The 26,467-nt window shown below is 48.3% G+C and carries 27 protein-coding genes and 2 pseudogenes; 25 read left to right on the top strand and 4 right to left on the bottom strand.

Features of this window, described 5'->3' with window-relative positions:
- Positions 1-68: 68 nt before the first annotated feature.
- The 9 genes from nuoL to BDD39_RS02155 all read left to right on the top strand — a co-directional run bounded on the left by nuoL (position 69) and on the right by BDD39_RS02155 (position 11,696).
- Positions 69-1,922, top strand: coding sequence for an NADH-quinone oxidoreductase subunit L (nuoL, locus tag BDD39_RS02115; RefSeq protein ID WP_166907721.1), 1,854 nt, complete (start codon positions 69-71; stop codon positions 1,920-1,922).
- A complete protein-coding gene (locus BDD39_RS02120; protein ID WP_166907723.1) occupies positions 1,922-3,448 on the top strand; it encodes an NADH-quinone oxidoreductase subunit M in 1,527 nt (508 codons plus the stop codon). The genes nuoL and BDD39_RS02120 overlap by 1 nt, the downstream gene beginning before the upstream one ends.
- A 5-nt stretch (positions 3,449-3,453) precedes the next feature.
- Positions 3,454-4,962, top strand: coding sequence for an NADH-quinone oxidoreductase subunit NuoN (nuoN, locus tag BDD39_RS02125; RefSeq protein ID WP_166907725.1), 1,509 nt, complete (start codon positions 3,454-3,456; stop codon positions 4,960-4,962).
- A 97-nt stretch (positions 4,963-5,059) separates the two neighbouring features.
- Positions 5,060-5,302, top strand: a complete 243-nt coding sequence (locus tag BDD39_RS02130; RefSeq protein WP_166907727.1) for a DUF1146 family protein — start codon at positions 5,060-5,062, stop codon at positions 5,300-5,302.
- Positions 5,303-5,429: 127 nt separating this feature from the next.
- Positions 5,430-6,185, top strand: a complete 756-nt coding sequence (locus BDD39_RS02135; protein ID WP_166907729.1) for a YwmB family TATA-box binding protein — start codon at positions 5,430-5,432, stop codon at positions 6,183-6,185.
- 31 nt (positions 6,186-6,216) lie between these two features.
- Positions 6,217-7,524: a UDP-N-acetylglucosamine 1-carboxyvinyltransferase gene (gene murA / locus BDD39_RS02140; RefSeq protein WP_166907731.1), complete on the top strand. Its 1,308-nt coding sequence runs from the start codon at positions 6,217-6,219 to the stop codon at positions 7,522-7,524.
- Between the two features lie 354 nt (positions 7,525-7,878).
- The gene (gene spoIID, locus BDD39_RS02145) at positions 7,879-8,907 is read left to right on the top strand and encodes a stage II sporulation protein D (protein WP_166907733.1); all 1,029 of its coding nucleotides are present in this window, start codon (positions 7,879-7,881) and stop codon (positions 8,905-8,907) included.
- Between the two features lie 126 nt (positions 8,908-9,033).
- Complete coding sequence (spoIIQ, locus tag BDD39_RS02150) at positions 9,034-9,963, top strand: stage II sporulation protein SpoIIQ (RefSeq protein ID WP_166907735.1); 930 nt, start codon at positions 9,034-9,036, stop codon at positions 9,961-9,963.
- A 128-nt stretch (positions 9,964-10,091) separates the two neighbouring features.
- Positions 10,092-11,696, top strand: coding sequence for a gamma-glutamyltransferase family protein (locus tag BDD39_RS02155; protein WP_166907737.1), 1,605 nt, complete (start codon positions 10,092-10,094; stop codon positions 11,694-11,696).
- Between the two features lie 105 nt (positions 11,697-11,801).
- Here the strand turns inward: BDD39_RS02155 and BDD39_RS02160 are convergent, their stop codons facing one another.
- The gene (locus tag BDD39_RS02160; protein WP_166907739.1) at positions 11,802-12,290 is read right to left on the bottom strand and encodes a BsuPI-related putative proteinase inhibitor; all 489 of its coding nucleotides are present in this window, start codon (positions 12,288-12,290) and stop codon (positions 11,802-11,804) included.
- Positions 12,291-12,587: 297 nt separating this feature from the next.
- Between BDD39_RS02160 and spoIIID the strand changes: the two genes are divergently transcribed.
- The 9 genes from spoIIID to BDD39_RS02205 all read left to right on the top strand — a co-directional run bounded on the left by spoIIID (position 12,588) and on the right by BDD39_RS02205 (position 17,779).
- A complete protein-coding gene (spoIIID, locus tag BDD39_RS02165) occupies positions 12,588-12,851 on the top strand; it encodes a sporulation transcriptional regulator SpoIIID (protein ID WP_008880665.1) in 264 nt (87 codons plus the stop codon).
- A gap of 112 nt (positions 12,852-12,963) precedes the next feature.
- Complete coding sequence (gene mreB, locus BDD39_RS02170; RefSeq protein ID WP_166907741.1) at positions 12,964-13,965, top strand: rod shape-determining protein; 1,002 nt, start codon at positions 12,964-12,966, stop codon at positions 13,963-13,965.
- 115 nt (positions 13,966-14,080) lie between these two features.
- Positions 14,081-14,917 (top strand): flagellar hook-basal body protein, encoded by an 837-nt coding sequence (locus tag BDD39_RS02175; protein WP_166907743.1) that lies wholly within the window; start codon positions 14,081-14,083, stop codon positions 14,915-14,917.
- A 19-nt stretch (positions 14,918-14,936) separates the two neighbouring features.
- Complete coding sequence (locus BDD39_RS02180) at positions 14,937-15,788, top strand: flagellar hook-basal body protein (protein WP_341801431.1); 852 nt, start codon at positions 14,937-14,939, stop codon at positions 15,786-15,788.
- 12 nt (positions 15,789-15,800) lie between these two features.
- Complete coding sequence (locus tag BDD39_RS02185; protein WP_166907746.1) at positions 15,801-16,076, top strand: DNA-directed RNA polymerase subunit beta; 276 nt, start codon at positions 15,801-15,803, stop codon at positions 16,074-16,076.
- Between the two features lie 62 nt (positions 16,077-16,138).
- Positions 16,139-16,576: a 3-hydroxyacyl-ACP dehydratase FabZ gene (gene fabZ / locus BDD39_RS02190; protein ID WP_166907748.1), complete on the top strand. Its 438-nt coding sequence runs from the start codon at positions 16,139-16,141 to the stop codon at positions 16,574-16,576.
- 83 nt (positions 16,577-16,659) lie between these two features.
- The gene (locus tag BDD39_RS02195) at positions 16,660-16,926 is read left to right on the top strand and encodes a hypothetical protein (protein ID WP_166907750.1); all 267 of its coding nucleotides are present in this window, start codon (positions 16,660-16,662) and stop codon (positions 16,924-16,926) included.
- A 181-nt stretch (positions 16,927-17,107) separates the two neighbouring features.
- Positions 17,108-17,503, top strand: coding sequence for a hypothetical protein (locus BDD39_RS02200; protein ID WP_166907752.1), 396 nt, complete (start codon positions 17,108-17,110; stop codon positions 17,501-17,503).
- 108 nt (positions 17,504-17,611) lie between these two features.
- On the top strand, positions 17,612-17,779 hold the full coding sequence (locus tag BDD39_RS02205; protein ID WP_166907754.1) for a hypothetical protein: 168 nt from the start codon (positions 17,612-17,614) through the stop codon (positions 17,777-17,779).
- A 93-nt stretch (positions 17,780-17,872) separates the two neighbouring features.
- Here BDD39_RS02205 and tagU read toward each other — a convergent pair whose 3' ends face one another.
- Positions 17,873-18,805 (bottom strand): polyisoprenyl-teichoic acid--peptidoglycan teichoic acid transferase TagU, encoded by a 933-nt coding sequence (gene tagU / locus BDD39_RS02210; RefSeq protein WP_166907756.1) that lies wholly within the window; start codon positions 18,803-18,805, stop codon positions 17,873-17,875.
- A gap of 258 nt (positions 18,806-19,063) precedes the next feature.
- Here tagU and BDD39_RS02215 point away from each other — a divergent pair.
- Positions 19,064-19,307: pseudogene (locus BDD39_RS02215) on the top strand (UDP-glucose 4-epimerase GalE); the annotation flags it as partial.
- A 187-nt stretch (positions 19,308-19,494) separates the two neighbouring features.
- Here BDD39_RS02215 and BDD39_RS02220 read toward each other — a convergent pair.
- Positions 19,495-20,280 (bottom strand): alkaline phosphatase family protein, encoded by a 786-nt coding sequence (locus BDD39_RS02220; RefSeq protein WP_243845964.1) that lies wholly within the window; start codon positions 20,278-20,280, stop codon positions 19,495-19,497.
- 519 nt (positions 20,281-20,799) lie between these two features.
- Between BDD39_RS02220 and BDD39_RS02225 the strand changes: the two genes are divergently transcribed.
- The 6 genes and pseudogenes from BDD39_RS02225 (at position 20,800) to BDD39_RS02250 (ending at position 26,049) form a co-directional block, all read left to right on the top strand.
- A complete protein-coding gene (locus BDD39_RS02225) occupies positions 20,800-21,720 on the top strand; it encodes a DMT family transporter (RefSeq protein WP_166907758.1) in 921 nt (306 codons plus the stop codon).
- A 325-nt stretch (positions 21,721-22,045) separates the two neighbouring features.
- Positions 22,046-22,192: a hypothetical protein gene (locus BDD39_RS02230; protein WP_166907760.1), complete on the top strand. Its 147-nt coding sequence runs from the start codon at positions 22,046-22,048 to the stop codon at positions 22,190-22,192.
- A 91-nt stretch (positions 22,193-22,283) separates the two neighbouring features.
- A complete protein-coding gene (locus BDD39_RS02235; protein WP_208404319.1) occupies positions 22,284-23,633 on the top strand; it encodes an MFS transporter in 1,350 nt (449 codons plus the stop codon).
- A 46-nt stretch (positions 23,634-23,679) separates the two neighbouring features.
- A pseudogene (locus BDD39_RS16245) lies at positions 23,680-23,939 on the top strand (UDP-glucose 4-epimerase GalE); the annotation flags it as partial.
- Positions 23,940-24,346: 407 nt separating this feature from the next.
- Positions 24,347-25,699 carry an SEC-C metal-binding domain-containing protein gene (locus BDD39_RS02245; protein WP_166907764.1) on the top strand — a complete coding sequence of 451 codons (1,353 nt, stop codon included), beginning with the start codon at positions 24,347-24,349 and terminating at the stop codon, positions 25,697-25,699.
- A gap of 98 nt (positions 25,700-25,797) precedes the next feature.
- Positions 25,798-26,049 (top strand): hypothetical protein, encoded by a 252-nt coding sequence (locus BDD39_RS02250; RefSeq protein WP_166907766.1) that lies wholly within the window; start codon positions 25,798-25,800, stop codon positions 26,047-26,049.
- Here BDD39_RS02250 and BDD39_RS02255 read toward each other — a convergent pair.
- A complete protein-coding gene (locus tag BDD39_RS02255; protein WP_166907768.1) occupies positions 26,037-26,465 on the bottom strand; it encodes a hypothetical protein in 429 nt (142 codons plus the stop codon). The two genes, BDD39_RS02250 and BDD39_RS02255, sit on opposite strands and share 13 nt — an antisense overlap.
- Between the last annotated feature and the right edge of the window lie 2 nt (positions 26,466-26,467).

The following is a 26,467-nucleotide window of genomic DNA, read 5'->3' on the forward strand; positions in this document are numbered from 1 at the left end:
GAATTAGGATGGAAAATGAAAAGAGCTTTTGCCGAAAAAAGCTCTTCATAAAAGGGGACTGTGATACCATGATGGAAATAGCCTGGATCGTACCGCTTTTTCCGCTATTTTCTTTTTTCTCCCTGTTGGCCATAGGGAAGAAAATGAAAGAAACGAGTGCATACGTTGGCATCCTCATGACGCTTTTTTCCTTCCTCGTCTCGCTCGCCGTGCTGTTTGACCGGATCGGCGGTTCGACGTACAAAGCCGAACATGTATGGCTGACCGTCGGCAGAATCAAATTAACGGCAGGGTTTGAGGTGACGGCGCTAAACGCATGGATGCTCGTCATTGTTTCTCTCGTTAGCTTTCTCGTACATATCTATTCGAAAGGGTATATGCATGGGGATGAGCGGTTTTCCGTTTTCTATGCGTATTTAGGGCTGTTCACTTTTGCGATGCTTGGCCTGGTGCTTTCGCCGAATTTGCTGCAGACGTATATTTTTTGGGAACTCGTCGGCCTCGGCTCGTTTCTATTAATCGGATTTTATTTCTATAAAGAAGAAGCAAAGGCAGCCGCCAAAAAAGCGTTTATCATGACGCGCATCGGCGACGTCGGCTTTTTCATCGGCATGATTCTATTATTCTGGCAAGTTGGCAGCTTTGCATACGATGATATTTTCCAAGCAGCAAGAAACGGCACGCTGTCGCAGACGATGGTGACATTAACGGCGATCTTGATTTTCATCGGCGCCATCGGAAAATCGGGCCAGTTTCCGCTCCATACGTGGCTGCCGGACGCAATGGAAGGCCCGACGCCGGTGTCGGCATTAATTCACGCCGCCACGATGGTCGCCGCCGGGGTATATTTAGTCGCCGCCTTGTTCCCGCTATATGAAGCGAGCAAAACGGCAATGATGACGGTGGCCGTGGTCGGGGGATTTACGGCGATTTTTGCCGCCACGATTGGCCTGGTGCAAACCGACATTAAACGGGTGCTCGCCTATTCGACGGTGAGCCAGCTCGGTTACATGATGCTGGCGCTTGGCTCCGGCAGTTATGTGGCAGGCATCTTTCATTTAACGACCCACGCGTTTTTTAAAGCGCTCTTGTTTTTAGCGGCGGGAAGCGTCATTCATGCCGTCCATACGCAAGACATTGAAAAAATGGGCGGGCTTTGGCGGAAAATGCCGCTCACCGCACCGCTGTTTCTCATCGGCACGTTAGCGATTAGCGGCGTCCCGCTCTTCTCCGGATTTTTCAGCAAAGACGAAATTTTGGCTGCCGCCTGGACGCACGGGCATGTCGTCTTGTTCTGGATCGCGGTAGTGACCGCCTTTTTCACCTCGTTTTACATGTTCCGCCTCTTTTTCCTCGTCTTTGGCGGGGAAGAGCGGCATGAGGCAAAAGACGTTCATGAAGCGCCGGCAGTGATGACGCTGCCGATGATCGTGCTCGCCGTGCTCGCCGTTTTTGCTGGATACCTTCATACCCCTTGGTTTGGCACCTTTCTTGGCGATTGGTTGACAGACGGCGCTTATGCGCATGAAACAGCGCCAGGATGGATTATGGTGGTGGCGACGGCAGTTTCCTTGCTCGGCATTTTCTTGGCGTGGCTCATGTACGGAAAACGATCGCTTGCGCGGGATTGGCTCAGTTCGCGCATTCCGCATACGTACCATTTGCTGTGGAATAAGTATTACATCGATGAATTGTATATGCACACTGTTGGCTACGCGGCGACAGCAATCAGTCTATTATTCTCGTATATCGACCGCTTTGTCGTCGAAGGGATTGCCCGTTTCATCACCGCGGCAGTCCATACGGTCGCATCGCTCGGGTCGCGCATGCAAAACGGGCAAGTGCAAACGTACGGCACGGTCACGTTCGTCGGCCTTGCGCTTCTCGTAGTCATTCTCGCGTTTACAGGGGGGTACTTATAATGAACGGAACGTATTTTCTGTCACTCTTAATCTTCTCCCCACTGCTTGGCATGATTCTGCTTGCGTTTGTGCCAAAAACGCAGGAGCGGACGATCAAACTGTTCGGCTTTTTATCGACGCTGCCGCCGCTTCTTTTATCGCTATTTGCCTTTTGGGAATATTTGCGAGGCTATCATCTCGAGCATTTGGCGGAAAAGCATGACTGGGTTCGCCTCGCCGATTTTCCGTTTCTTACGGAGTCGACATACTTGATTCGCTATGAGCTGAATATCGATGGCTTTTCGCTCGTGATGATCGTGTTGACATCGTTATTGGCGACGCTTGCCGCCGCCGCTTCTATTCATATTAAAAAGGAATGGAAAGGCTATTTTCTGCTTTTTCTCTTGCTGGAGATCGGCATGCTTGGCGTATTTGCGGCAGGAAATATGATTTTGTTCTTTATCTTTTTGGAAATGACGCTCGTCCCGATGTTCTTTTTAGTCGGCAAATGGGGCGGGTTTGACCGGGAGCGCGCCGCCTACAGCTACTTGCTGTACAACGGTCTTGGTTCAGCGATTTTACTCATCGTCATCCTTGTTTTATTCGCCCGCGCCGGAACGTCGAATCTCGCGCTATTAAAAGAAATGTTGTACAATCCGGTGGCGCAAGCGCAGCTGATTGCGCCGATTTCCGGCGAGATGCGTTTATGGTTGTTTGTAGCGCTATTGATCGCCTTTGGCATCAAATTGCCGATCGTTCCGTTTCACCGCTGGATGCTGCGCGTCCACGTGGAGGCGCCGCCATCGATTGTCATGTTGCACGCTGGTGTACTGTTAAAAATCGGGGCTTACGGTCTCATCCGTTTTGGCATCGGACTGTTTCCTGATCAGTTTCGTCATTTCGCCTTTTGGATTGCCGTGCTAGGGGTCATCAATCTATTGTATGGAGCATTTTTAGCGTTCGTGCAAAAGGAATTCAAAATGGTGCTCGCTTATTCGAGCGTTTCGCATATGGGGATTATATTGATCGGACTGGGGGCACTGAATGAAGCAGGAATGCAAGGCGCCATTTTCCAAGCGGTTTCTCACGGGTTGATTGCCGCGTTCATGTTCCTGCTTGTCAGTATTTTATACGAACGGACGAATACGACGACGATCGATCGTTTAGGCGGGCTTGCGAAAGTGATGCCGCTGACGGCGGGATGTTTGCTCGCAGGTGCGATGGCATCGCTCGGTCTGCCGGGAATGTCGGGATTTATCAGCGAATTTACCGCCTTTCTAGGATTGTTCCAAACGAAACCGGTGGTCGCCGCGATTGGCACGCTTGGCATTATCATGGCCGCCGCTTACTTGCTGCGTGCCGTATTGAATATGACGTTTGGCCCGTCTATGCGCGAGGACGTACAAGCGCTCGATATGAGCACGGTTGAAGCGGTTCCGGTGTTCGTTTTGCTCGCGCTCATTGTCGCTGTCGGCGTTTATCCGTACATGTTAGCGAAGCCATTGCAAGCGGCGATTGAAATGATGTTGAACGGGTTAGGAGGGTGAGAGAGATGAGCATGCATACATTATTGCAATATAATTGGAGCACGATGACACCGGAGTTTATCATTTTGATCACGGCGCTCATTCTCTCGCTGGCCGATTTATGGATGCCAAATGATAAAAACCGGCGCCCGCTTGCGTGGATCGCGGTGGTCGGCGTTGTCCTCGCGCTTATCGCGACCGCAGGGCTCATTCCGGCAAAACCAGTGTCGATTTTGTACGATACGTTCCACCTCGATTCTTTCAGCAAAGCGTTTAAGCTGCTGATGCTAGCCGGGGGAATGCTTTGCCTGTTGCTTGCGCTCGATTACCGCCCAAAAGAGGGGCTCTTGCATCGCGGGGAATTTTATTATTTGCTCCTTTGCGCGCTGCTTGGCGCGATGATCATGGCTTCGAGCGGAGATTTGATTACGATGTTTGTCGGCTTGGAGCTGTTATCCGTTTCCTCGTATATTTTGGCGGGAATCCGCAAAACGTCGGCGCAAGCGAACGAGTCGGCGCTGAAATATGTCATTAACGGCGGCATCGCGACAGCGATCACACTGTTTGGCATGAGCTATATTCTCGGCCTAACCGGCACGACGAATTTGAAAGAAATGGCGGCCGAAGTGCAGAAGCTGGCAGACAGCAACTACCAATACCTATTGGCACTCGCTTTCCTGATGCTGCTTGTCGGGCTTTCGTTTAAAATTTCGTCCGTTCCGTTCCATATGTGGACACCGGACGTTTATCAAGGAGCGCCGACACCGGTGGCCGCCTTTTTAAGCGTCGTTTCGAAGACGGCCGGTTTTGTCATCCTGCTGCGGTTGTTTATCGCCATCTTTGCCGCGGCACCGGCGCACGGAAAAGATCCGTCATCGCTTTTGTTGTCGATGCAAAATTATATCGCCGTGTTAGCCGGCCTGACGATGATCATCGGCAATACGGTCGCGTTAAGACAGCGGAGTGTGAAGCGCTTGTTTGCGTATTCAAGCATCGCCCACGCCGGCTATCTCCTTGTCGGATTTGCCGCGATGTCCTGGGTGATGCTCGACTCGATCTGGTTTTATTTGCTCGCTTATGTGCTGATGAATGTTGGCGCGTTTGCCGTCATCCAGCGCATAGCCGATGAAGCGGATTCCGACGATATCAGCCATTTTGCCGGCTTGTATCGGCGCAATCCACTGCTGGCGGTGGCCATGGGTATTTTCCTGCTGTCGCTGGCCGGCATTCCGGGTACAGCCGGTTTCATCGGCAAGCTGAACATTTTCCTTGGCGCGCTGATGACCGAGCCGGGCCATTACGTGCTCGCAACGGTGATGATCGCGACCACGGTAATATCGTACGTCTACTATTTCGGAGTGTTTGTGCAAATTTTCTTCCGCCCCGCCGGCGAAGCCGCATCGGTCAAACTGCCGGTCGGACTGGCGATTACTGTCGTGCTTTGCGCGCTTGGCACCCTGTTGTTCGGCATCGTCCCGAGTCTGGCGTACCATGTTCTCGCCCAGTTCCAGCACTTTGGCGATTTCCTGCAATAACGTTACAATAGAAGGGGGATTTCCCCTTCTTTTTTATCGATGATGATGAGTCCGCTAAACAAACAGCCAATTTAGCGGCAGAAAGAGGTGAAAAACGATGATGCCAATGCTGGGCCAGCAGGCGCTAGTGAGCATTGTAGTCCATCTCGCCTTTATTGCCGTCACGTGGTGGACGCTGCAAGGGGTGCGGCTCGAGGCGATGATCAAGCCAAATCGCGTCTTTCAAGGACGCCTGCTTTACATTTTATTGACGATTGCGATCGGTTCGACGGTCGCTAACTTTTTCCTCGACTATTTATCATGGTCGACACAACTTCCGTTTCTCTTCCGAGGCGAGTAAACTTCATTACTCGTCTTTTTTTGTCTTGTTTGATAACGCTTACATTTTTGATTTTGTCGATTTTTTTTATGTATGTTCACTTTCGATCTGGCAACAATAACAGGTAAGGAGAGGAAGGGAAACGGATATGAAAAAGAGACAAGCTTACGCCTTCACTTTTTTATTGGCGTTGTTCGCCATCGTTGCCATGTGTCAATACCGATCGGGAGAAGCAATGGGGAACGGGTCGCTTCAGCCATTAAAAACGATCGCGCACGTCCTCGAGAATCATGGCGTTACCATTCGACAATGGACCGTTTACACAAGAGAGTATGCCCACGATATTGAAAATGATGCAGCATTCTTCAAAAAGCTGGCGGAATTAAAAAAAGCAAACCGCGCGTTTCGTTGGTCTTTCGACACAAACCACCATCTGAAAAAAGCAACCGGCACGTACCAACACCCCTTCTTTCAAGAAAAAATTCAGCTCATCATGACGGTCGTAAACAACCAACCACAAACGTATATCCTCTATGAAGTCAAAGGGCTAAATTGGAATGACGAAATATGGAAAGAAGTGGTCGAAAAAATAGGGAAAAAGTCGAATCAACTATTTGTGAAACAACCTACATTTTTCACTTGTATTCAAGGCGATTTCAGTGATAATATGAAAGGTGGTTTGTTCGATTACGCCTTACATCTATTACGTGAATTTCAAGCAAAACCAGTTGAGTCATTACAGGAAGAGTCACTCGTTTCCCTGTCTGCATATACTGGGCAGTGGGAGAACGTTCTTCCAACCAGTAGTGATCATCCAATGAACTTACAACTAGCCCTACGAAAGAGATTGGGCGGCACGACGAGTGTCGTTGTAGGAACCCCAATCATTACGATTGAATATTAATATAGAGAAATTGGACGCGGAGGGGAATACCTTGGAAAAGATTATCGTCCGTGGCGGAAACCGGTTGAGCGGCACCGTGAAAGTAGAAGGAGCGAAAAATGCCGTTTTGCCTGTTATCGCTGCAACATTATTAGCGACAAAGGGAAAAAGTGTCATTCATGATGTGCCTGCTCTTTCCGATGTATATACAATCAGTGAAGTGCTTCGCTATCTAGGTGCAGAGGTAAACATAGAAGGAAATACGATCACGGTGGATGCAACACAAGAATTGAAAGTAGAAGCGCCGTTTGAATATGTGCGGAAAATGCGAGCATCGGTGCTCGTTATGGGCCCGCTTTTGGCGCGAAATGGCCGGGCCCGCGTCGCGCTTCCTGGCGGCTGTGCGATCGGTTCGCGTCCGATTGACCAACATTTAAAAGGATTCGAAGCGATGGGAGCGACCGTGAAAGTAGGCAACGGGTTTATCGATGCCGAGGTAAAAGGAAGATTGATTGGGTCAAAAATTTATTTGGATTTCCCAAGCGTTGGGGCGACCGAAAATATTATGATGGCCGCCGTGCTGGCAGAAGGCACCACCGTCATTGAAAACTGCGCCAAAGAGCCGGAAATTGTCGATTTAGCCAACTTTTTAAACGCAATGGGCGCCAAAGTGCGCGGGGCTGGAACCGGTACGATTCGCATCGAAGGAGTAGACGAATTAAGCGGTACGACACATACCGTCATTCCGGACCGTATTGAAGCAGGTACGTTTATGGTAGCAGCGGCGATTACCGGTGGAAACGTCCTTGTGCAAGGTGCCGTTCCGGAACATTTGAGTTCGCTCATTGCCAAAATGGAAGAAATGGGTGTCACCATTATCGAAGAAGAAAACGGATTACGGGTCATCGGACCGGAAAAATTAAAAGCGGTCGACATTAAAACGATGCCGTATCCAGGCTTTCCGACAGATATGCAATCGCAAATGATGGCATTGCTTTTGAAAGCGGAAGGCACGAGCATGGTGACCGAAACGGTATTTGAAAACCGCTTTATGCATGTCGAAGAATTCCGCCGTATGAATGCCGACATTAAAATTGAAGGCCGTTCTGTCATTATTAACGGTCCTTGTCATTTGCAAGGCGCGGAAGTAGCGGCGACCGATTTGCGTGCCGCAGCGGCGTTGATCTTAGCTGGTTTGGCGGCGGAAGGCTATACGCGCGTAACGGAATTAAGACATCTCGACCGCGGTTATGTCCGCTTCCATGAAAAACTAGCAGCGCTTGGAGCCGACATCGAACGCGTCAATGAAGAAGCGGAAGCGGCGCACAAAGAAGCAAAAGTAAACGATTTGAACGTATAAGCCGAAAAAACGACCGTTAGCTACATCATGTAGTGAATGGTCGTTTTTATATTTTCGGTGCAGCGCCTGTCACCGTGTTTCCCCGTACATATAAAATAGTTTTTCTGTTTTTTTGATGACGATTCGAAACATACATCGACAAAAAGGAGAGGCTATCGAAACAGCCCTCTATTTTTTCTGCTAAACAAGCCCCTGCTAAAAGAAGTTGTCATATATACTTGTCCGAGCCCATAACTATATAACGAACAGAAGCAAACGCAGGCACTCCCAAGGCGAACATGAATCTCGGACCGCGCCTGGATGGGAACGATGTCCGCTTGTGCTGGAAAAATGAATAGTTGGAGGCTCGGCTATATGAAACGGATAAAACCACTTATGGCACTTCTTGCGTGTTTATTTGCCGTCGTACTACTCGTTCCAACGATATTAGTCCTTCCATTCCATGAAGGGACAGTCGCAACATTAACAGAAGAGCTGCGCCAGCAAGAAACGGTGCAACATCCCAAAACAGTTGAAAGCGGGCCGACCGTCGAAGTCGCTGTATATCGCAGCAAACAAAAGCGCATTGATCATATTCCGCTCGAACAGTATGTCATCGGCGTCGTTGCGGCGGAAATGCCGGCCGAATTCGAGCTCGAAGCATTAAAGGCACAAGCGCTTACGGCAAGAACGTACATCGTCAGACAGCTGTTAAACGACCAGCCGATCAGCTTGCCAAAGGGAGCGAATGTGACCGATACGGTGATGCATCAAGTCTACTACAGCAATGACGAACTAAAACGTTTATGGGGCAGCGACTACGACTGGAAAATAAAAAAGATTACGAAAGCGGTGCTAGAAACGCGCGGACAAATTTTAACGTATGACAACCAGCCGATCGAAGCGTCGTTTTTTTCGACAAGCAACGGCTATACGGAAAACTCGGAAGCATATTGGGAAAACGAATTTCCTTACTTAAAAAGCGTAGCCAGCCCGTGGGATAAAAAATCGCCGAAATTTTATCACCAAAAGGTCATGTCGGTGGCGGAATTTGAACGCAAACTAGGAGTGAAACTGCCGGAAGACGGTTCAGTCGGCGTCATTTTATCGCGCACGCCGGGGAAACGTGTCGATGTCGTCGAAATCAACGGCAAAAAATTTAAAGGAAGAGAAATACGCGAAAGGCTCGATTTAACCTCGACCGATTTTACATGGGTGCGCAAAGGCGATGAAATTATCATTACGACGAAAGGATACGGCCATGGCGTCGGCATGAGCCAGTACGGAGCCAATTTTATGGCGCAGGAAGGAAAGACGTACGACCAAATCGTCAAATATTATTACCGCGGAGTGAAAATCTCTTCGGCGACCGCGTTTTTAAATAAGATGACCGCAAAAAAATAGAGGCGGAAACCGTCTCTATTTTTTTGCATAAAATCACAAATGTTTTCAAAAAATAAATGAAAAAAGTTGTTTTTACGTGTATATATTTTCCTCTTTCTGTTCAAAATGGTTGCTGAGGTGATGAATATGAGAGAGGAAGAAAAGAAACCAAATTTGATCAAAAAACCAAGTTTACAGCGTTGGTGGAGAAAGCGTTGGGTATTTCCAGCTATTTATTTATCTTGCGCCGCTCTTATTTTAGCAGGAGCGCTTTGGTTCCAAAACAAGCATAACGGAAAAACAGGAAAAGATGAATCCGAATATAGCCAAAGCGGAACTTCGCAACACAATGAGCCGGCTGTTCCAGTCAACGAAGCGGTAGAAAAATTCACCATGCCAGTCCTTGATCCAAATTCCGTGGAGATTAAAACACCGTTCTACGATGACAAAGCATCGCAAGAAGAACAGGAAGCAGCTCTCGTCTTTTATGATAATACGTATCATCCAAACCGCGGAATTGACATCATCCGCAAAGACGGCAAAACGTTTGATGTTACCGCTTCTTTAAGCGGCACGGTCACGAAAGCGGAAAAAGACCCAATTTTAGGATACGTTGTAGAAATCAACCATGAAAATGGCGTCACCACCGTTTATCAATCGCTTGCCGACGTCAAAGTAAAAGCGGGCGACAGCGTCAAACAAGGAGAGATCATCGGCAAAGCGGGGCAAAGCCAATTCAACCAAGAAGCTGGCATCCACGCCCACTTCGAAATCCGCAAGGACAGCAAGCCGGTTAATCCAATCGACTACATCGACAAACCGCTTACGGCGCTGACGGAACAAAAAGCTGGAAATGACAATGCAACTGGAAATGCCAATACATCCGAACAAAACAACGCGACATCCACCGATGACCAAACGAAGTCCAATCAACAGCCATCCTCGGATCAACAGATGAAATCCAATGAAGAGGCACCATCAACCGATGAAGGCACCACGACACCAAGCGAGGAAAAACAAAATGATGCCTCTTCCTACAAAACGCCAGATGCCTCGATCGGGATGGCAAGAACGTAACAAGCGATCGCTTGTTTCCTTCTCACTACGCGGAAGGAGACAAGCGATTTTTTTGTGGAAACAGAAAAGGAAAAACATTTCGGAAAGCGAATAGTTAGCGATAGAGTGAGGATCAGGAGGGGAGTACGATGGACTATTTATATTATCCATATCCGTCGCAGCGGATGACGACATTCGCGTCCAATGGCATGGTGGCGACCTCACAGCCGCTCGCTGCCCAGGCCGGGTTGGACATCTTAAAAAAAGGCGGAAACGCGATCGACGCGGCGATTGCGACCGCCGCCTGCCTGACGGTCGTCGAGCCGACCTCGAACGGCATTGGCAGCGATGCGTTTGCCATCGTGTGGACGAACGGCAAGCTGTACGGATTAAACGCCAGCGGCCATTCGCCGAAGTCGATCTCGATCGAGGCGGTAAAAGAACGGGGATATCAAGAAATACCGAAACACGGCTGGATTCCGGTCACCGTGCCCGGAGCGCCGGCAGCGTGGGCGGCGCTGTCCAAGCGGTTTGGCAAGCTGCCGCTTACGGAAGTATTAAAACCGGCAATCGAGTATGCGGAAAACGGCTATCCGGTGTCCCCGACGTTAGGGAAGTACTGGAAGGCTGCCTTTCAAACCTATCAAAAAACATTAAAAGGTCCGGAGTTTGCCAGCTGGTTTGAAACGTTCGCGCCAAACGGGCGCGCACCGAAAATCGGCGAAAAATGGGCGTCGCAAGACCATGCCAACACGCTCCGCCTCATTGCCGAAACGAACGCGGAAAGCTTTTACCGCGGCGAATTAGCCGAGAAAATCGCCGCCTATTCCAAACAATACAACGGTTTTTTAGATCTCGATGATTTAGCCGAGTATGAGCCGGAATGGGTCGAGCCGATCTCTGTCCATTACCGCGGTTATGACGTGTGGGAAATCCCGCCAAACGGCCAAGGCCTTGTCGCTTTAATGGCGCTCAATATCATGAAAGGATTCGCCGTTCCGGAAGTTCCGACAGTGGAAACATACCACCAGCAAATCGAGGCGATGAAGCTGGCATTTGCCGACGGGAAGGCGTATATTGCGGACCGCCGTTGTATGCAACATCGCGTCGAGGAATTGCTGTCCGAGACGTTTGCCGAAACGAGACGAGCGCTGATTGGCGAAGAAGCGCTGTTTCCGGCGCCGGGAACGCCGCCAAAAGGAGGAACCGTATATTTAGCAACGGCGGACGGGGAAGGCAATATGGTCTCGTTTATTCAAAGCAACTATATGGGCTTTGGCTCCGGCCTGGTCGTGCCAGGCACCGGCATCGCCCTGCAAAACCGCGGCCATAACTTTGCGTTTGACGAACATCATGTCAACCGGCTGGCACCAAGGAAAAAACCGTACCATACGATCATTCCGGGATTTTTGACAAAAGGCGGCGAGCCGGTCGGACCGTTCGGCGTCATGGGTGGATTTATGCAGCCGCAAGGGCATTTGCAAGTGATCATGAACACGATCGATTTCCATCTCAATCCGCAAGCCGCGCTCGATGCGCCAAGATGGCAATGGACAGGAGGCAAAAACGTGCTCGTCGAGCCGCATTTTCCGCGCCATATCGCCGAAGCGCTGGCGCGAAAAGGGCACGACATCCACGTTTCCCTCGATGCAGGCACGTTTGGGCGCGGACAAATCATTTGGCGCGACCCGCGTTCAGGCGTGCTGATCGGCGGAACCGAGCCGCGCACCGACGGCGCTGTCGCCGCTTGGTAATTGTCGGCTGCCAGCGGAAAGCGATGGATGATCAGCCCCCGCTTCCATTAGGGAAGGCCAACGTAAGTGAAAAACCTGCCTGTAATGGGCAGGTTTTTTGCGCGTCTATTCGACCGTAAACGTAATCGTCGCTTTCGCGTTTGGCCAGTTTTTATCCGCAAGCCACCATTCGAGCGTGTAATGGCCCGGCGGCAAATCGGTAAACGTTTCCTTAAAAACGAGCGCTTCCCCTTGTTTTAACGGACGTTCTTCATAAATTTGCGTAAACAATTTTCCTTCGCTGAACTGCTTCACTTTTTTGCCGTCACGATACAAAATGTAATCATATTTTTTCCCGCTGGTAAATGTCACTATCTGCATGCGTTCGGTTTGATTTTTTACTTTAAACGTCACGACGTATTTTCCATCTTTTTTCTCGTACGTTAATGACGGTTCGAGCGCCCCGGCGATCATCCCTCGCTCTACTTGCGATTTTGCTCGTGAAACATCATCTTTTGCCTTTGGCCGTTCCTCTCCATTGCCCGAAAAAAGCATACCGATTGCCGTCACCCCCACAGCGAGGCCTATTAGCCCGATGATCCGTCCTTTTCCCAACGTTGTCCACTCCTTTCTATTATAGTCGTTCCCATTTTTCATCTTGTTACAAGAAACAAAAAAATTATGAAAAAAATCCTTGTCCTCCTTGATATTTCTGGTATATATGCCCGATTTGTCTAATAAAATGTTACAAATTGAACAACAACGAGAGTGTTTGAGGTGGGGATCGTTCCATAACAGCACGGATGCATGCTCGAGATGTTTCCAAAATGCACAAGTAGAAGTGGTTTTCATCATCCACGAGGCGAGTCTCATTTCACACTCCTCACATCCAACTTAGGGAGGGCGAGTGGTGTGCACGATTACATCAAAGAGCGTACGATCAAGATTGGAAAGTACATCGTGGAGACGAGGAAAACCGTTCGCGTGATCGCGAAAGAGTTCGGTGTTTCCAAAAGCACAGTTCACAAAGATTTAACCGAGCGGCTCCCGGAAATTAATCCGGAGCTGGCCCAGGAAGTCAAACAAATTCTCGATTATCATAAATCCATTCGTCATTTACGCGGAGGAGAAGCGACGAAGAAAAAGTACAAAAAACAAGCCGTTAAAAACAATTAACTTTTTTTCCTTGCGGTCTGCCTTTGTGATAAAAATAGTATCATTCTCCTAATCAAATATGGTAAAATAATCAATTAGGAGTAATTTGAGGGCAGAGGCAAGGAGGATCTATATGTTTTCTAGAGATATTGGCATTGACCTGGGCACGGCGAACGTACTCATTTTTGTCAGAGGAAAAGGAATTGTGCTCAATGAGCCGTCCGTCGTCGCGATTGATAAAAACACGAACAGGGTGCTCGCTGTCGGCGAAGAAGCAAGGCGAATGGTAGGACGTACTCCTGGGAATATCGTTGCCATTCGGCCGCTCAAAGACGGGGTAATTGCTGATTTCGACATTACGGAAGCGATGTTGAAACACTTTTTAAGCAAGCTCGATGTCAAAGGCTTTTTCGCCAAACCGCGCATTTTAATTTGTTGCCCGACCAACACGACATCGGTAGAACGGAAAGCGATCAAAGAGGCAGCGGAAAAAAGCGGCGGCAAAAAAGTGTACTTGGAGGAAGAGCCAAAAGTAGCGGCCATTGGCGCAGGAATGGACATTTTCCAGCCGTGCGGAAACATGGTGGTGGATATCGGCGGTGGCACGACCGATGTGGCGGTTCTCTCCATGGGAGACATTGTCACCGCCTCCTCCATTAAAATGGCTGGGGACAAGTTCGATATGGAAATTTTGAATTATATCAAACGGGAATATAAGCTGCTCATCGGCGAACGGACCGCGGAAGAAATCAAGATCAAAGTCGCAACTGTATTCCCAGGCGCACGTGACGAAGAAATTGAAGTTCGCGGTCGTGACCTTGTCACAGGACTGCCGCGCACGATTGCGATCCGCTCCGCGGAAATTGAAAAGGCGCTGCGCGAGCCAGTGGCGATGATTGTACAAGCTGCCAAAAGCGTACTAGAGCGCACCCCGCCGGAACTGTCGGCTGATATTATTGACCGTGGCGTCATTTTAACGGGCGGCGGCGCGCTGTTGCACGGCATCGACCAATTGCTCGCCGAAGAGCTGAAAGTGCCGGTGTTTATTGCGGAAAATCCGATGGACTGCGTCGCGCTCGGAACGGGGATCATGCTTGAAAACATCGACCGCGCTCCAGGACAGCAGCTCGTGTAACGAGATTGGGAAACAAGACGAATAGCTACCGTTAGGAAATGGTACCTATTCGTTTCTTTGGCTTTATTGTCTTATAATGATAGTAAAATGCCACCAATAAGCGAGGTGACTGTCCTTGTTGCGGGGATTGTATACAGCGGCGAGCGGCATGCTGACGCAGCAGCGCCGCGTGGAAATGTTAACGAACAACATCGCCAACGCCAATACGCCTGGGTATAAAGCCGACCAAGCGGCATTGCGCGCGTTTCCCGAACTGCTCCTTTCCCGTTTGGACGAAGAGACCGTACCGGCAAAACCACCGCGTTCGTTTCCATTGCAGCCGGCGGTCGGGTCGTTCAACACAGGGGTTTACATGCAGGAGCTGATTCCAAACTTTAGCCAAGGCGACATAAAAAAAACGGGGCAGCCGACCGACATCGCCTTAGTCAACGGAACGCTTCCGGTTGACGCGGCGACGGGACAGCGAGGCGCGCTCTTTTTCGTCGTGCAAAATGAAAACGGCGACATCCGCTACACAAGAAACGGCAATTTCACCATCAATCCGCAAGGGTTTCTCACGACAAACGACGGCTGGTACGTATTAGATGAAAACGGCCGGCGCATCCAGCTGCCAAGCACGAATTTCACCGTCAGCGCCGACGGGACGATCACTGTGGCCAACCGCCGCATTGCGAGAATCAACATCGCGTTTGCCGCCAATCCGAATACGCTCGTGAAAGAAGGAAACGGCCTATTCCGCAGCAATAACGGCACACTGCCGAGCGCGCTTGGCAATCCAAACGTGACCTATACACTCAAACAAGGCTTTATCGAACGCTCGAATGTCGATCTGGACCGCACTATGACGGAGCTTTTGTCCGCGTACCGTGCCTTTGAAGCGAACCAAAAAATTGTACAAGCCTATGACCGAAGCATGGATAAAGCCGTCAACGAAATCGGCCGTCTGAAATAACAATGAGGGGGACATGCATGTGTTACGATCGATGCTTACCGCCGCCAATACGATGAATCAGCTCCAGAAGCAGCTCGATGTCATCAGCAACAACATTGCCAACAGCGACACGACCGGCTTTAAACGGCGCGACACGAATTTCGCCGAGCTGCTCGCCCAGCAGTTTAACGATTTGCCGAATGACAGCGCCAACCGCCTGACGCCACCCGGCGTGCGCTTCGGCGTCGGCGCGCGCCTTGCCGAGACAAATGTCGTGTTAACGCAAGGGGCGCTGACGCAAACGGGCCGCGCTTTAGACGTGGCGCTGACAAAGGAAGACCAGTTTTTTCGCGTCCTTCTCCATGGCGAAAACGGCGCACAGGAGATCGGCTATACAAGAGCGGGGGCGTTTTACTTAACGCCGTCCACCGCAACCCCCAATGAGTGGATGCTGGTCACGAGCGACGGCAACCCGGTGCTCGACGAAAACAACCGACCGATTTTGCTTCCGGACGGCTTTAAAGACATCCGCATTTCCAATAACGGCACGCTGACGGCTACCGCTCCCGATGGCCGCGTCCTGGCACGCGCCAATCTCGGAATTACGACGATGCTGCGGCCGCAGCTGTTGCAGTCGGCGGGAGACAACGTATTTACGCTTCCGAATTTGAACGCGTTAAACGTCAATGCCGCCGATGTGGCGGTCAACATGACCGGCAATGCGCGCGCGCAAATCGCCATGACACAAGGGGCGCTCGAGCGGTCGAACGTCGACCTTGGTACGGAAATGACCGACATGATGATCGCTGAACGCGCGTATCAGCTCAACGCCCGCGCCATTTCGCTTTCCGAGCAAATGCTCGGCTTGATTAACGGAATCCGTTCCTCATAAGGAGACATTCATATGAATGAACAACAGCGCGAGGAAAACCGAGAATCAAAAGAAAAAGTGCAGAAAGATGAAACGCGGACCGAACGGCGCTTCCGTTTCCAACGCACCCGTCTCATCCCGATTTGGCTGCGGTTGATTATTGTTGCCGTGCTGATGGCGATCAGCCTTGCCGCCGGAGCGATGATCGGCTATGGCGCCATCGGCGGCCGAAACCCGTTCGAGGTGTTCCAACGCTCCACATGGCAACATATCATCGACTTCGTCGAAAAAGGCACGCAGCGCAAATAACGATCGTTGGGAGGCGGCTGCCTTCCTTTTCTGCATCACCGTAACCGAAAGGAGGTATACATATGCTCGACATTCAACAAATTCAAGCGATCATTCCGCACCGCTATCCGTTTTTATTAGTGGACCGCATCCTGGAAATCGAAGAAGGAAAACGCGCCGTCGGCATCAAAAACGTCAGCGCCAACGAAGCGTTTTTCGCCGGCCATTTTCCTGAATATCCCGTCATGCCTGGCGTCTTAATCGTTGAGGCGTTGGCCCAAGTCGGCGCGGTCGCGATGCTGAAAAAAGAAGAAAACCGCGGACGCCTCGCCTTTTTCACCGGCATCGACAACTGCCGCTTTAAAAAGCAAGTCAAACCAGGCGACCAGCTCCGCCTCGAAGTCGAAATCATCCGCGCCCGCGGCACGATCGGCAAAGGCAAAGGTGTCGCTACCGTTGACGGCGAACTCGTCTGCGAAACAGAGCTGATGTTTGCCCTTGGCGATAAGCAAGGCGAATGAAACGAAGCTCTCCTTTCACCGATGAAAGGAGAGCCTGTTTGTTTTGTGTATGGTAAAATAAACGTCAAGAAGGAGGTGAGACAATGGAACGGTTGATGGAACAAATTCTTTTTGAGTTAAAAGAAATGCGGGTGGACCTAAACGAAGTAAAACAAAGCCAAAAGCAGCTGGAGTCCGATGTCCGCACGCTACAGGAGGCGGCTGCCGAACTACAGGAGGGACAAGCGCGGGTCGAACAAACGATCGGCAGGCTTTCACAAAGCATCATTGACAGCTTAGCTCCTTATTTTGACCAAATTACCCAGCATATCGATGAACGGTATGAAGAGATCCATGACAAATTACATTAACACGAGCGGATGATCGAAACCCTCTCCTATCGTTCCCTCTCCCAAGAAACCGAACTCAAAGACCTCAAACGAATGATGCAACATTCCTGATCAAATGCATGAAATTCTCCTTTCTGGGAAACATAAGCAAGGACCGGTCTTTACATAAAGGTCACAATATTCACAGAAAGGAGAAACAACAATGAAGAAAAAATGGCTTTTATTGAAGCTGTTTTGCGCGTTCGTCGCCATGATGGTTGCGGCAGGCTGCAACCTAAACAATGACAATCAAAATCCGCCGCCGCCAAACAACAACGTTGACCGAAATAACAACATCGATCGAAATGACAACTTCAATCGGAATAACAAAAATAACATCAACGATAAGGATATGAACCCGGCGGACGATATTAATCAAAGAGATGACGCCAACAACAAGAATAAAGGCGATTTGAACGACAATAAAAACAATCGCCTGATGCCGGGCAACGACACGAACAACGGACCTGGCGACGATGAAAACGATAGAGTTCCTGATCGCGAAGATCCAATCGAAGACCCAAAAGATACAAGAGATAAAGATAACAAAGACGAATAAGGAAAAAGGTTGCCTCAACGAACAAATGGGGCAACCTTTTTCTGTTTATAACGGACAAAAATGGTGATTTTTTCATCGCTCCATCGTTGCAACCAAGGCGTTTCTGTGATGGAGGAAATGATGACCAACGGATTTTGTCTAGATATATCGATTGGTATCGTTTATAATGAGTACGGTATTATATTTGGCAGCTATTTTTTAGGAGGTACAATTACCATCATGGAAGAAACCATCAGCCTGCGTGAACTATTCGCCCGGACACCGACTTGTCCATGAAAGACGGCCAAAAGCGCTGGGCGGACTATTTAGCCGACTATTTTATCGCAAATAAAAGCGTACCCCGCAAATATTGGAGGTACGCTTTTTCCATTACGACGTGGTTTTCAGCTCCAAATGTTCTTTTAATTTATTCGAAATGGCGAGCCGCTCCTTCTCCGGAACAAGCAAGTAGTAAATGCCATTAATTTTCGTCCCCTGTCCGGTAATATGCAGCTGCTCGATGTGCTGGCGGGCGTCTTTGTAATTCGCCTGAATCTCTTTCATCTCGTCAAACGTTAAGTTTGTTTTAATATTTTTCCCAATCGCCGCTAACACATCGCTATAATTAGCGAGCGACGAAAAGCTTGCTCCTTTTTCGATGATCGCTTGAATAATTTGCTTCTGCCGATCCTGACGGCCAAAATCCCCGCGCGGGTCTTCTTTGCGCATGCGCGAATATTTGAGCGCTTTGTCGCCATCTAGCGTAATTTTTCCTTTCGGGAAGGTCGTCCCCTCATACGTAAACGCAAACGGGTTGTCCACCGTCACTCCGCCGACCGCATTGACAATGTCGCGGAAGCTTTCCATATTGACCTTAATATAATAATCAATCGGAATATCCAAAAAATGTTCGACGGTCGCCATCGTCATCTCCACCCCGCCAAACGCATAGGAGTGGTTGATTTTATCTTTCGTTCCTTTGCCAACAATTTCCGTTCTTGTGTCGCGTGGAACGCTGACCATTTCTATGGATTTTTTATTCGGATTGACCGTCATCACAATTAATGAATCGGCGCGGCCGCGATCTCCTTTCCGCTCATCCACCCCGATGAGCAAAATTGAAATCGGCGTCTTCTTCTCAAACGATACCTCATCATTTCGCTTCTCCGATTTCCAGTTCACATCTTCATGCATTTGATTCAATGTCTGTTTGACGTTGTGATACACTGAATAGGCGAATGCTCCCGTACCAATGAGAAGTACGGCGACAATCCCGCCGATCCAGCGCAGCCATTTTTTCTTTTTTCGACGTTTTGCTCTCATGTGTAACCTTCCTTTTAGTATCAAATTTGCATGCAACTATTAAGATTATAGAGTGTTTTTTTTTGCTATACAACTAGAAGAGATACAATAATTAGTAATTTTTTATATAGTAACCATAATTTTACTAAAAAACATAAAAAGATATTCCTAATTATACAAAATGCACTAATGATAGTATCGCTTTTTATGTTAACATAATTTAGTTAGATCGAATAACAAGGAGGAGCGGGGCTGATCGTATGGGCACCTGTCACTTGTCGAAAAAAAGCTCTTTATAACCTCGGCAACGGCTTAGGCTATTCCGTTAAAGAAGTGATGGAAACATGTGGAAAAGTCATCGACCGCAAAGCTGTCATTGAATCCACCGACCGCCGCCCGGGTGCCCCGGCGCGCCTTGTCGCCTCCTCGGAGAAGATTTGATAAGGAACTGGACTGGAAAGCGGAATATGCGCTTGAAGATATTATCTTTAATGCATGGAAGCGGCATAGTGGAAATGTGAAGGAAATACAGAGACTCCTGCTGAAGGAGTGTTGTCAGCGGGAGGCTGAATTGCCCGTCTTCATCAATCAATCAGTGTTAAAATCCAATCTTTTAAGTCAATAATACGTAAATGTTTTGGGGACGAATCTGTACCAGTTACAATCATCGGCACTAGTGAATCTTGTTTATGAAGTCCCCCATGGCTTGCTCATCCAACATGAGTGGGAGAGCCTTCACCGATAAATTCAAATCCTGGTTTAGCACTTGCGACAAGATAATTTCCTCGATGAGAAGTAAGCGAGCTGTACAATCGGGCCAGCGCATCCGGATATTCATCATAAAAAATCTTATTGTTCTTTACCGTAAGATTCAAAACTCCTACATCTCCTGCTAGATCCCACGATTGTTCATACTCATCCACCAATGGCCCATTCGGTTGAAAAATGAGTCTTCCCGGCCGAACTCCAGATAGGACGTGCACGGATTCTTTTTCCATCCAAGCAATGACATCCACTCTGTCGTCCTTTTGCAACGTTTTCGCGATATCCAGAAGTGGCGCACGCTCAGGATTTAATGTATAAATAAAGGCCATTCGTTCATTCATCGCAAGCACCACTTCATCCCTATCTTTCACCCCATCTTTTAATTTCTTGATTTGATAAGAACGAAGGGATTCTCTTAAATCAATTAAGGCTTTGTTCCGATCAGAGTCAATGGGAGCTTGGCCGTTGTCTCCCATGATAATCCAATAATTGTCCTTTAAAGCGTCCTCCCAAGAATCGTAGCAACCCAATATGTTTTGCAGCTGTTGGTCTACTTTGCGGATTCCCTTTATATCCATCGGGCCATTTTTATGGACGATTTTGTCCATATCAGGAAAATAAACAATGGTAAACGAAGGTAGAGAATTGGTTTCAATAAGGTATTTTAATTCTTGGGCAGAAAATCGATCATTAAACCTAAATTTTTGCCAGAAATGCCCGTTTCGTTTCAAAGGACTGAGTTTCGAAAAGGATCCATATGTAAACAGTCGGCTTCCTTTTGTTTTCGACTCCTTATTCCAAGAAGTGAAAAATGTCAGCAGTCTTGGCAATTATAATAACGTGTTTCTTGTTCGCATATGTTGACACGATTTGATCCATCCTTTACCTTCTATATCGTGAAACATTTTCATCATTTATGTTATCCAATATTTAGGTAAAGGAAACAAGCCATACGGTGATCCAATGATCAATACATCATGATGATGTGGATACCGCCGGATCCAGTGAATGAAAAGAGGAATCACCACCCCGACAGAAATTCCAGCCACATTCGCTGCCGCATTCTGTCGTTCTTTCCGGGGCTAATCGCTGCCTGTATTCTTCCACGAGACCGGTAGCCATCAAAGGGTACCAAATTGTCGCAATCCGCCGAAGCCCATCAGCAAACGGTGGCATAAGACATAACGCTATTGCCAAAAAACGCGCTGAAACGATAGAAAAAGAAATTTATGCGTGAGAGGAGTTCGGGCATGTCGAAACTGTTCGTTTACATATCCCTCGTCTTGATTATGATGATCTGGGGATTCAACGTGACTGCCATCAAGATTTTAGTCGAACATTTTTCGCCGGTGATGTTAACGTCGTTTCGGATTTTTACAGCAGGGATTGTTGTGATTCTGATTTTGCTATTCATGGGGCAGTTGCGGAAATTGACTTGGAAGGAAGTTATGTATATTGGCATAGCCGCTTTGTTTAGCGTCGTTGCCCATCACCTTTTTCTTGCGCTTGGATTAACCAAAACGACAGCGTCCAACGCTGGCTTAATTTTAGGTCTTGTTCCGCTGGTGACATCGGTGTTAGCGGTCATCTTTTTGGGCGATCGGTTTACAGTGTTTCGGTTTGTCGGGATTTTCCTCGGGTTTACCGGCGTGGTGTTTGTTGTGTTAAACGGCGAAAGCGGCATTCACCATGTGTCCATTGGCGATTTTTATGTATTTCTGGCCGTATTATCTCAAGGAATCAGTTTTATCATGATAAAAAAGGCAACGATCGATGCGCGTGTGATGACAGGTTGGATGTTGTTGTTTGGGTCTTTGCTTTTATTTTTCATTAGTTTATGGATGGAACCGAACGGCTTATCCAGCTTGGCCAACGGTACGCCATCTCTATGGATAATCTTCCTTGCTTCTGCTGTATTTGCCACTGCGCTGGGTCATATGTTTTACAACCAAGCGATTCAGCATATTGGTGCGGTGGAATCGGCGATTTTCATTAATTTGAATCCTTTGTTTTCTTTGCTGGGAGCTTATTTATTTCTCGGAGAATCTATTTCTTTTACACAAATGGTGGGATTTGTTTTGATTGTGATTGGCGTCGTCTTAGGCAGCGGTGTATTGGATGAAATCGGGACGCTTATCCATCGCTCGAAAATGATGGGGAAAAAGTGCTAAAAAACGGAGCTGGTAGGGGCTCCGTTTTTTATTGTTCTTCTCCTTTGGGATTGTGTCGGTTCCTGTTGCGTTGCGGACAGTATAAAATCGGTTAAGCAGGAGGAATCAGGGCTAAACGGCTCTGCTTCCTTTTCTTTTTTCAATTGTCTCAGGCCCCAAAGAAGTTGTCAGGAGAAGCACTTGACAGCCCTGCGGAATTCCGAGAATGGAGAAGGAGAAAATATAGTCCCTCGTTTACTCGTTTTTTAGCCGGTTTGTGCATATTAGGCGGGTATTTTCTATCGAGCGTTTGGCGGTTTCCTTTTATAAGGAAGGATGCATATGTGTGATGGGGCAATTGCCGGCTGAATCTTCACCCATTCAGGAAAACGATGATGATACACAAATGCGTGAAAATTTGTTAAAATTTTATGTATATTCTGTAAAATTAAAACCGCTGTTTTTCGGAAGTCGGAGAGGTGTTCTTTCATAAAAATTTACATCAACGAAACAAAATGACTAAATAAGTAAAGTAATCTATATATTAGAATAAGCGGTTTGCCGACCGTTCCATAACTGAAAGAATGGGGGAGAGGGCAGTGGAGAAGTTAGAAGATGCCTTGCCTTCGTATGAAACAAAGAGGCGGCCGGGCTGGAAACTGTATGTTTCTTTGCCGATTTTATCGTGGGCGTTGTATGATTTTGCGAATACGATTTTTTCCTCGAATGTGAATACGATTTTTTTCCCGCTTTATGTTTCGGAAGCGGTGGGAAAAAGCGAGAGCTTGAACCAGATAGCCAGTACATTTATTTCTTATGCGAATGCGTTAGCCTCTTTCTTTTTAGTTGTATTTTCTCCTTTATACGGCACATGGATTGACCGGACTGGGAGAAGAAAGAAATGGCTTGGGATCTTTACGGCTCTTTCGGTTGCGGCGACTTTGCTTATGGGCGTTGCCGGATATTCGAATCCTGCGAATTTCATTTTTGGATTGCCGGCATCTTTTATCATCACCGTGCTTTTATTTGTCGCGGCAAAGTTTTTTTATCATTCGAGCCTCGTGTTTTACGATTCCATGATTTCTATTTTGGGGAATAAACAGGAAATTCCGCTCATCTCCGGTTTTGGTGTTGCCGTCGGATATGTCGGAACGCTTGTCGGGCTTGCCGTGTATCCGTTTGTTGGCGAAAAGGATTACTACCGGGCTTTTATTCCAAGCGCCCTTTTGTTTCTCCTCTTTTCTTTACCGCTTTTTTTCTTTGTCAAAGAAGAAGCCGCTCTGCTAAAGCGAAAGGCCGGATTTTTGGCGGGCTATCGGGATATTTATGCGACGTTGAAAGAAATGAAAAAGTATCAACACATTTTTACTTTCATGATTGCTTATTTCTTTTTAAATGATGCGGTGGCGACGACAATCGCTATCATGTCCGTTTATGCCAAGGCGATTGCCGGGTTTACGGCGGGAGAATTTATCCTTTTATATTTAGTTTCCACCGTTTCTAGCATTATCGGTTCCTTTCTTTTTGGCTATATTACAAGAAGCAAAGGGGCAAAAAAAGCGGTTTTGTATGTCGGCGTCATGATGTGCATCGCACTGGCGATAGGGTCGCTTGCTTTTTCCAAGCTTTCTTTTTGGATCGCTGGAAGCTTGTTCGGCGTTAGTTTAGGAGCGATGTGGGTTACTTCGAGAACATATATTGTCGAGCTTTCGCCGAAAGATAAGCAAGGGCAATTTTTCGGGCTGTTCGCTTTTTCCGGAAAAGTGTCGGCCATCATCGGCCCGGGGATTTACGGAAGCATTACCCTTCTTCTTCATTCGTATGGTAACATTGCTAATCGGTTGGCGATGGGATCGCTGCTAGTGATGGTGCTCCTTGGCATTTTCTTTTTGAGGAAGGTAGAGCCGCAGGCGCTTGCCGAGACGGAAAGCTGACGGGAGGTTTTATGGGTGCTTGTCCCTTGGCAGCCGGTCGACAGCTAAATCGATACCTGTTTACAATCTTGGCAACGGCTTAGGCTATTCCGTCAACGAATTCATTGAAACAGATGAAAAAGTAATCGGTCGCAAAGCGTCATTGAATACACCGACCGCCGCCCGGACGACCCGGCGCCCCTTGTCGCCTCATCGCAAAAAATTTATGAAGAACTCGCATAAAAAGCGGAATATTCTTTGGAACAAATCGTTGAAAGCGCGTGGAAATGGCATAGTCGAAATGTGAAGAAAACAGCCTCCTGCTGAATGGCGTTTAGCGGGAGGCTGTTCAAATATGTTTTCTTAACTTCTTTCTTTAATTGATTCAATTAGTTTTGATATAGATGATAACCAGCGATAGTTATTAATTTGTTCCATAATTGTGTCATTATCTATTTCTTCATTTTTTCGGTGCCTGTCACCATCCGATTTATGGGACATGGGATTGGATTGTATCATTGGTGCAAAAAGGAAAAGCCAAGCCGCGATGTTCGTGCCCACTCTCATTTTTGCTTGAGGGCAAACAGGAGCGAGACCGCAAGAAATCGATACGGTGTGACTTCATTTTCTATGCTATAGAACAATTGGTGTTTATGGTACAATTAAGAAAATAACGGCATGGCCGAAATTGTAAAGAAGGTGAAACTATTGGCAACGATTTCGCGGAATGCTCCGTGCCGTGCGGGAGCGGCAGAAAGTATAAGCAGTGCTGCGGCAAGGAAAAAACCGTTTCGCTGCAGTCGGTTGTGGAACGGGAGTTAGGGGAATGTATGCGCGATGTATTGGCGTATGCAGCGGACCGTTATGAAGATGAGATCGTTCCGTTTCTCGAAGAGCGGCAGACGGAAGGGCTACCGGAAACGCTGGCGATCGGAATCGAACTGTTTGTCACCAACTGGGCGATTTTTTGCCTACCGCTAGAAAGCGAAAACACAACGATTTTCGCCTCTTATTTGCAAGACCGGCGCAGTGCGCGCTGGCGTCCGTCGGTGCGGACGCAAATTGAGTCGTGGCAAGGCGCGGTGCCGTCGTTCGACGAACTCATCGGCCGCGATGGGGAACGGAATTTGTTTGTACGGGATGTGCTGACCGGGGAAGAAAAGCAGGTCCATATTTTCGAGGCCGATGAAGTGCCGGAGATGGAAGAAGGGGATATCCTTATCGGTTTATTAGTGCCATATGGACAAGCGTATACGTATTTCACGACGCTGCTTGTGTTTCCGCACGCTGGTGCCGGACGGTTGATTGCCACACTGCGCCAGGAGCAGCACGGGGAAACCGATGGCCGCGCGTTTTTGCGCCACGCTTTTCCAGAAGCGATGGATCTTGCGGTGAGCCAGCTTATTTGGGAGTTCGTGCGGCAAATGGAATGGGAAAAGCCGGAGTACGAGGCGGTGATGCAGGAGCTAAGGAGCCGTTTCCCGAATGACCAGGAGGAGGCGCTAGTGCGGGCGCATGTCATCTGGCGCGCGTATTGCAATAAGGAGCATCCGCGTATCGGCCATCCAGCAGTATATGCGGCCACCCTCCATTATTTCGTCTGCGCCATAGCGGGCGGGGAAGAGTTGGAGGAAGAGGAGGTCGCCTTCTTATACGAAGTGCCGCTTGACAAGATGTCCGCCAGAGTGGACGATCTGATGCTCTTTTCTTTCGACAGCATGATCGATGATGACGACGAATGGGACGATAAAGATTTGGATTTTCTTGATGATGACGACTGGGAGCTGGTTGATGACGAGGATGATTCTGCTGATGATTATTGGGACCTTTCCGATGAGGACGGGTGGCTCTTTGATGACGATATGGAAGAGGACGAAATCGACTTATTGTTTGACGAGCTGATGGCGAAAATGGAGGAGCTGCTCGAGAGGGAAGACTGGGATGAGAAAAAGGTGATGAAATTAACCGAAAACCTCGTGGCCGAATGGGTCGATGCAGGAGAGATCGATGAAGCTGATGCCGAGCTAGTCTGTGAGGCGATGCAAGCGCTGGCGCTCGAGGTGATACGGACGCAAAACAAAGGCTAGCCGCGGCCGAAATCGAAAGCGCTGTGCTCGGTACCTGTCACTTGTCGGCATATGTGACGGACTTTGCTAGAGTAGCTAATCATAGAGGGATCCGGGATATGAAAAAGTGCAAGGAACTGTTAATGGACGAAATACATTTATTAAATCCCCAACTGGTCATATTGGTCGGTTCAGAGCCAAGAGATGCATTTAGCCACGAACTTCGGTTGCATCCGGAAAAGTACATGAGTGTTCCGTTTTCGTTAAAAGGAGTTCCGAAAAAGACACAAATAGAGGGTCCGCTTCTCTATAAGCAACTGCGTGAACGTCTTTATCATTTGTTAGACAAGGAAAAGGGTCAGGTTCTGTGAAGCGCCGAGAATGGTCGATAGATCTCTCGGTGCTGTAGCCTTGCTGCCGTTGCGCTGTTAAGCTGAAAAGCTGGATGAGCAATATCAAGATATGGATTGTTTTGGCCATCATCACCCGCTTCATCATTTTTGGTTGGATAGGCAGCCGTTAGGATGTAATACAAAACCGCTCGTCCCGTATAAGGTTTTACATATCGATCACCCGGCAATACATGTGGCGTTTCGCCAAGTACCGTATGATTCGTGTTCTTTTCTGCTGGCTTTTGAGCAGAAAAAGGTGCCGCGTGCGAGAATTCATTTTGCGGGTGTTTTATGGCCATTAGCATGCCGAATAGGGGCAAACAAGTTATCAGCGCGTCCATTGTTAGCAGCAAAAGTACAAGGGGCATCATGATAAAATCCCGGCTACTACTCATTT

The sequence above is a fragment of the Saccharococcus thermophilus genome (assembly GCF_011761475.1).
GTDB classification, from domain to species: Bacteria; Bacillota; Bacilli; order Bacillales; family Anoxybacillaceae; genus Saccharococcus; species Saccharococcus thermophilus.

Coding starts and splice junctions, on each gene's coding strand:
- BDD39_RS02130 (WP_166907727.1), top strand. CDS start 5,060: ATGATGCCAATGCTGGGCCAGCAGGCGCTAGTGAGCATTGTAGTCCAT.
- tagU (WP_166907756.1), bottom strand. CDS start 18,805: ATGAGAGCAAAACGTCGAAAAAAGAAAAAATGGCTGCGCTGGATCGGC.
- spoIID (WP_166907733.1), top strand. CDS start 7,879: ATGAAACGGATAAAACCACTTATGGCACTTCTTGCGTGTTTATTTGCC.
- BDD39_RS02120 (WP_166907723.1), top strand. CDS start 1,922: ATGAACGGAACGTATTTTCTGTCACTCTTAATCTTCTCCCCACTGCTT.
- fabZ (WP_166907748.1), top strand. CDS start 16,139: ATGCTCGACATTCAACAAATTCAAGCGATCATTCCGCACCGCTATCCG.
- BDD39_RS02225 (WP_166907758.1), top strand. CDS start 20,800: ATGTCGAAACTGTTCGTTTACATATCCCTCGTCTTGATTATGATGATC.
- BDD39_RS02155 (WP_166907737.1), top strand. CDS start 10,092: ATGGACTATTTATATTATCCATATCCGTCGCAGCGGATGACGACATTC.
- BDD39_RS02135 (WP_166907729.1), top strand. CDS start 5,430: ATGAAAAAGAGACAAGCTTACGCCTTCACTTTTTTATTGGCGTTGTTC.
- BDD39_RS02235 (WP_208404319.1), top strand. CDS start 22,284: ATGGGGGAGAGGGCAGTGGAGAAGTTAGAAGATGCCTTGCCTTCGTAT.
- BDD39_RS02200 (WP_166907752.1), top strand. CDS start 17,108: ATGAAGAAAAAATGGCTTTTATTGAAGCTGTTTTGCGCGTTCGTCGCC.
- BDD39_RS02250 (WP_166907766.1), top strand. CDS start 25,798: ATGAAAAAGTGCAAGGAACTGTTAATGGACGAAATACATTTATTAAAT.
- nuoL (WP_166907721.1), top strand. CDS start 69: ATGATGGAAATAGCCTGGATCGTACCGCTTTTTCCGCTATTTTCTTTT.
- mreB (WP_166907741.1), top strand. CDS start 12,964: ATGTTTTCTAGAGATATTGGCATTGACCTGGGCACGGCGAACGTACTC.
- BDD39_RS02195 (WP_166907750.1), top strand. CDS start 16,660: ATGGAACGGTTGATGGAACAAATTCTTTTTGAGTTAAAAGAAATGCGG.
- BDD39_RS02185 (WP_166907746.1), top strand. CDS start 15,801: ATGAATGAACAACAGCGCGAGGAAAACCGAGAATCAAAAGAAAAAGTG.
- BDD39_RS02255 (WP_166907768.1), bottom strand. CDS start 26,465: ATGAGTAGTAGCCGGGATTTTATCATGATGCCCCTTGTACTTTTGCTG.
- BDD39_RS02205 (WP_166907754.1), top strand. CDS start 17,612: ATGGAGGAAATGATGACCAACGGATTTTGTCTAGATATATCGATTGGT.
- spoIIQ (WP_166907735.1), top strand. CDS start 9,034: ATGAGAGAGGAAGAAAAGAAACCAAATTTGATCAAAAAACCAAGTTTA.
- nuoN (WP_166907725.1), top strand. CDS start 3,454: ATGAGCATGCATACATTATTGCAATATAATTGGAGCACGATGACACCG.